6 protein-coding genes are annotated in these 5,624 nt (G+C 37.1%); all 6 read left to right on the forward strand.

What is annotated here, in order from left to right; translation table 11 throughout:
- The first annotated feature begins 51 nt into the window (after positions 1–51).
- Positions 52–873, forward strand: a complete 822-nt coding sequence (locus QTO00_RS13680; protein ID WP_331425302.1) for a glycosyltransferase family 8 protein — start codon at positions 52–54, stop codon at positions 871–873.
- 13 nt (positions 874–886) lie between these two features.
- Complete coding sequence (locus QTO00_RS13685) at positions 887–1,828, forward strand: UDP-glucuronic acid decarboxylase family protein (protein ID WP_331425303.1); 942 nt, start codon at positions 887–889, stop codon at positions 1,826–1,828.
- Positions 1,829–2,734: a hypothetical protein gene (locus QTO00_RS13690; RefSeq protein ID WP_331425304.1), complete on the forward strand. Its 906-nt coding sequence runs from the start codon at positions 1,829–1,831 to the stop codon at positions 2,732–2,734.
- Complete coding sequence (locus QTO00_RS13695; RefSeq protein WP_331425305.1) at positions 2,731–3,549, forward strand: methyltransferase domain-containing protein; 819 nt, start codon at positions 2,731–2,733, stop codon at positions 3,547–3,549. Before QTO00_RS13690 ends, QTO00_RS13695 begins: the two co-directional genes overlap by 4 nt.
- A 5-nt stretch (positions 3,550–3,554) precedes the next feature.
- Complete coding sequence (locus tag QTO00_RS13700; protein WP_331425306.1) at positions 3,555–4,799, forward strand: glycosyltransferase; 1,245 nt, start codon at positions 3,555–3,557, stop codon at positions 4,797–4,799.
- Positions 4,800–4,807: 8 nt separating this feature from the next.
- A partial coding sequence (locus QTO00_RS13705; RefSeq protein WP_331425307.1) for a glycosyltransferase family 2 protein occupies positions 4,808–5,624 on the forward strand: 817 nt, incomplete at its 3' end.

Genomic DNA, 5,624 nt, shown 5'->3' on the forward strand with positions numbered 1-5,624 from the left:
GACCTAAATTGATGAAATTTATGTTCATGAAAGCTAAGAGTAAAATGTGTAATGAATGATATAAACTTAGCATTTACTTTTAAAGATAATTATGCTGCTCATTTTTCTGTGTCACTCCGTTCCTTGTTGGATTTTAATCGAGATTCAAAGTTTAATATATATATATTGAGTAGCCATCTCAAAACTAGAACAAAAGATAAAATTAATTCAACATTTGGAAAATATGATAATATTAAAATAAACTATATTAATATCGATAGGAACTTATTTGAAGGATTTAAGCTAGGTTATCACTTTGTCCCTGAAGTTTATTATAGAGTTTTAATGGCTGACGTCATAAAGCAGGATAAAGTACTATACCTTGATTGTGATGTGATTGTGCAAGGCTCTATACGTGAAATGTATAATTTATCTCCTCTTTCTATATTGGCTGTAAAAGACTATGGAAAGTATAAGTACTCAGAACGATTGGGAATTGCAGATTCCGAGCGTTACTTTAACGCAGGTATTATGTTAGTAAACCTTGCATATTGGAGAAATCATGGTATTTCGAAAAGATTACTTGAATTTATATCAATTAATCCTGAAAAAATAGAATTTGCTGATCAATGCGCTCTTAACAAAATATTTCATACTACATGGGAAGAACTCGATGTGAAGTACAACTTTACAACTGCTCACTCTCGTGATCGTGAATATGACAAGGTAGAACCAATTGTAATTCATTTCACAGGTAGTACCAAACCATGGGACTTTCGAAGTACGAGTAAATACAAACGCTTATACTATAATACACTTAAAAAGACCCGTTTCTTTTACTATGGTAATTTTTTCGATAGAATAAAAAATATTGTTAGTTATTTAACCTCTTAGATTTGGAATAAAAATGAGTAGAGTTTTAGTCACCGGTGGCGCAGGTTTCCTTGGGTCTCACCTATGTGAGAAATTGCTTAAGCAAGGTAATGAAGTCATTTGTTTAGACAACTTCTATACAGGTTCAAAGTCAAATATAGTTCATTTAATGAAGAACCCATACTTTGAAATGGTTCGCCATGATGTTACTTTTCCATTTTACGCTGAAATTGATGAAATTTATAACTTAGCGTGTCCAGCCAGTCCAATACATTATCAGTATGATCCTGTACAAACAACCAAAACATCGGTGCATGGTGCGATTAATATGCTCGGGCTAGCCAAACGTACAGGCGCAAAAATTTTTCAAGCATCGACTTCAGAGGTTTATGGTAATCCAATAGTACACCCTCAGCGTGAAGATTATTGGGGCAATGTGAATCCAATCGGTATACGTTCTTGTTATGATGAAGGAAAGCGTTGTGCTGAAACTTTATTTTTTGATTATAAAAGACAGCATAAATTGAGGATAAAGGTCGCACGTATTTTCAATACATATGGACCGAATATGCACCCGAATGATGGAAGAGTTGTTTCTAATTTTATTGTTCAAGCTTTGCGTAATGAACCTATTACTATTTACGGAGATGGTTCACAGACTCGTTCGTTTTGCTATGTCGATGATCTTGTAAAGGGTTTCATCCGCTTGATGGATACCCCTGATGATATTTCGGGCCCAGTTAATTTGGGTAACCCTAATGAGTTTAGTATCAAAGAGTTAGCTGAAATGGTGGTGGATATCACGGGAAGTAAGTCTAGAATAAGCTATTTAGATCTACCTAGCGATGACCCAGTACAGCGTAAACCGGATATTTCTTACGCAAAATCAATAATTAAATGGGCTCCTAAAGTTCAACTTAATGAAGGGCTTACCAAAACTATTAATTATTTCGACCATTTTTTAAAGAATAGCTAAATGAATACATACACATGCAAAAGCCCTGTTCTGTTCCTTACCTTCAACCGGTTAGACGTAACAAAACATGTTTTTTCTGAAATACGTAAAGCTCAGCCACCACATCTTTACTTTGCCTCTGACGGTCCACGAGAAGGTAGGAGCGGGGAGAAAGAAAAAGTACAAGCGGTACGCGACTATGTACTTGACAATATCGATTGGCAATGTGAGGTGCATACCTTATTACGAGAGAAGAACTTAGGGTGTAGAGATGCGGTAAGCGGTGCACTTGATTGGTTTTTTGAGCATGAAGAAATGGGAATAGTGCTCGAGGATGACTGTTTACCCGATCCAACTTTTTTTCAGTTTTGTGATGAATTACTAGAGAAGTACAGAACTGATACAAGAATTATGTGTATTACAGGAAATAATTTTCAGAACGGTACTCAACGCGGAACTGGAGACTATAGTTATTACTTTTCTCAATTAAATCATTGTTGGGGGTGGGCTAGTTGGCGTAGAGCTTGGCGAACTTGGCATGATGCTAATAAATACTTTGATGAAATTGAAAAAAATGGCTCTAATAACTTAACTCACAATAAGAATGCAAATACAAATTGGATGCATAGTTTTCGCAATGCCAAAAAGGGTCATGTAAATACATGGGATTATACTTGGACTATGGCAAATTTGATAAATAGTGGTTTAACAGTGACTCCACAAGTTAACCTTGTTCACAATATAGGTTTCGGAGAAGAAGCTACCCATACTAGTAGTGGTACATGCCCTGAGTCTAATGCTATACCATTCCCATTAAAACACCCTTCTTATGTCTTACAAGATAAGGAAGCGGATGATTATGCCTATCTTAAACATATGGGGTTTGTCTCTGTATTCCAAAGAATAAAAAGGAAGTTATTCAAATGAAGCTATGGGGATTTGATTTAGGGCGGATAGATTGTTCCTCTACTAAATATATAAAATCGTTGCCAAAAAATATTCCAACAGTTGAATGGCTTTGGGATGAAATGGACAGAATATGGGATGAGCTAGAATTAGATAACACTAAGCGGCTATCTGAACAGGCTATTGGGCAGTTTTATTCTCACCCAATTTGGCTTGTGAATGGTGTTTTTACTGCAAAAGATGAAGTGTCAAAGAATCATCGAGTAGCCGTAGCAAATTATTTGGAAAGATTGTGTGTAAATAATGTTGCGGATTATGGGGGAGGGTTTGGAGAATTAGCTCTTACTATCATATCTCAGCTCCCTAATTCTCAAGTAGAGATTGTTGAACCTTATCCGTCTGAAACAGGTTTAAACAGAATATCTAAGTGTGAACGAATTTCTATCGTCAAGGATCTTAAAGCCAATCACTACCAAGCAATTATTGCTCAAGATGTACTTGAGCATGTTGAGCAACCAATTGAACTTGCGTATGAATTGGCTAAGTCAGTTCAAAAAGATGGTTATGTTATTTTCTTAAATTGTTTTTACCCTGTGATTAAGTGCCATCTACCAGCCACTTTTCATCTTAGGTATAACTTTAAATCAGTTATGAGATCGATGGGGCTTGATTATATCGGAACTATACCTGGTGCTGAACATGGCTTGGTTTTCAGAAAAACACAAAGTATTTCTTTGTTACAGGCGAAACGAGCAGAAAGAGTGTCAAATTTTACAGGTTTGATCAAGAATATTTTCTACCCGGTTTTTGGTAATATCAAGAGAAAGCTACAATAATAGTCATGAAGTCATTAATTATATCTCATTCAGATATTTCAGGTGGGGCAGCAAGAGCAGCATATCGTTTGCATAAATCTTTATACATGTCTTCTGTTAATAGCACTATGTTAGTTAGTCGAAAGCTATCTGATGATTATTCAGTTCTAGTGGATAATTTAAAGTTTGATAGATTATCTCTATTTATTAGTAGTCAGATTTCCGCGTTGTTCCAAAAACAGCAAAAAACAACCAATTCAGTATTTCACTCATCAAATATCATAGGTTCATCGATTCTAGATAAGATAAACCAGAGTAATGCTGATATTGTTAACCTTCACTGGGTTAATAGGGAATGTTTATCTGTCAAACAAATATCTAAGGTTAATAAACCAGTTGTAATGACGCTTCATGACATGTGGGCATTTTGCGGTTCTGAACACTACACTAATGGAGAGGTTGACGAAAGGTATATTGAAGGGTACACGGAAAGCAACCGACCTGAAGGGCATAGTGGTATCGATATTGACCGAGCCACTTGGCTTCGAAAAGTTAAGTATTGGAAAAAACCATTTACCATTGTAACTCCAAGTAATTGGCTCTCTAAATGTGCTAGAAAATCCGCTTTATTTAGAGGGTGGCCTATACACACCATTCCTAATGCTTTAGATACTAGCCTTTATAGGCCGATAGACAAAGAACTTGCTCGCGAGTTATTAGGGTTGCCTCAAGAGTGTCGTTTAATTGGCTTTGGTGCGATAGGTGGCGGTCGAGATCCTCGTAAAGGCTATGATTTACTCCAGGATGCTTTAATGCAGCTAAGTGGTAAAATTGAAAATACTACTTGTGTCATATGTGGTCAAAGTAAACCCGAGTATGTTAAAGATGTAGGTATGCCCCAGCACTACCTTGGTCATCTAAACGATGATATTACCTTAGCGCTTTTTTACAATGCTATTGATGTCATGGTCGTGCCATCAAGAATGGATAACTTTCCTCAATCAGCTACTGAAGCCCAAAGTTGCGGAACACCAGTAGTTGCTTTTGATACTACTGGTTTAATTGATGTAGTAGAGCACAAGAAATCAGGTTATTTAGCTAAAGCTTTTGACACTAATGATCTTGCCGCAGGACTGCATTGGTGTCTATTCGAAAGTCATGCATCTAAAGTCAGTCACAACTCTAGACGAAGGGCGGTTGAGTTATGGGATAGCAAAGTAGTTGCTGACCAGTACTCGAGGTTGTTTAAAGAAGTGGCTAGGAGTGCGTAGATTATTCTATGGAAGTTAAAAACTCTCCCAAAATTGCAGTGCTGCTAACCTGCCATAATCGAAAGGAAAAGACCTTATCCGCATTAGCTTCATTGTATGAACAACAAGGCATTGATACTCGATTTATCATTGACATTTATTTGACTGATGATGGTAGTACTGATGGCACTAAGTCGACTGTCGAAGATCTGTTTCCCAACGTTGAACTAATTGTCGGAGATGGAAGCCTTTACTGGAATAAGGGGATGCGCTTAGCTTGGCAGACCGCCATGTCTAGTAATGGAGAGTATGATTTTTTTTGTTGGCTAAATGATGATGTTGTTTTAAACAGTGATGCATTGAGTAGTTTGCTCACTGATTATTTTTTGTTGAAGAAAAGTGGAGAATCCGTGGGTGCCATCGTTGGCTTAATGCAAGACGAAAATGGCAATCCAACCTATGGCGGCAAGTTAAAAGGTACAAGACTTTTCCCGTTAAAGGCTCAGTTACTTCCAATTGATAATAAACATTGCCAGCCCTGCGATTTCATTAACGGTAATTTGGTATTGATCCCTCAATCTTCAGTTGCACGTATTGGTATCCTTTCGGACAAGTTTACCCATCAAATGGGTGATTTTGATTACAGTGCTCGCCTTAACAAACATGGCCTTACTTGCTGGCAGGGTAAAGGTACGTTAGGCACATGCAGTTTAAACTCAGTAGAAAATACATTTAGAGACTGTAGTCTTGTTTTTGAAAAGCGAGTTGAGTTGCTGAAGAAGCCGAATCAAATCGCCCCTCCGAAAGAGTGGATGTACTTTATTTTCAAGTACGGGGGGCCACTAT

It is taken from the genome of Vibrio sp. M260118, from assembly GCF_036533755.1.
Classification (GTDB): Bacteria; Pseudomonadota; Gammaproteobacteria; order Enterobacterales; family Vibrionaceae; genus Vibrio.

Coding starts and splice junctions, on each gene's coding strand:
- QTO00_RS13690 (WP_331425304.1), top strand. CDS start 1,829: ATGAATACATACACATGCAAAAGCCCTGTTCTGTTCCTTACCTTCAAC.
- QTO00_RS13700 (WP_331425306.1), top strand. CDS start 3,555: ATGAAGTCATTAATTATATCTCATTCAGATATTTCAGGTGGGGCAGCA.
- QTO00_RS13685 (WP_331425303.1), top strand. CDS start 887: ATGAGTAGAGTTTTAGTCACCGGTGGCGCAGGTTTCCTTGGGTCTCAC.
- QTO00_RS13680 (WP_331425302.1), top strand. CDS start 52: ATGAATGATATAAACTTAGCATTTACTTTTAAAGATAATTATGCTGCT.
- QTO00_RS13695 (WP_331425305.1), top strand. CDS start 2,731: ATGAAGCTATGGGGATTTGATTTAGGGCGGATAGATTGTTCCTCTACT.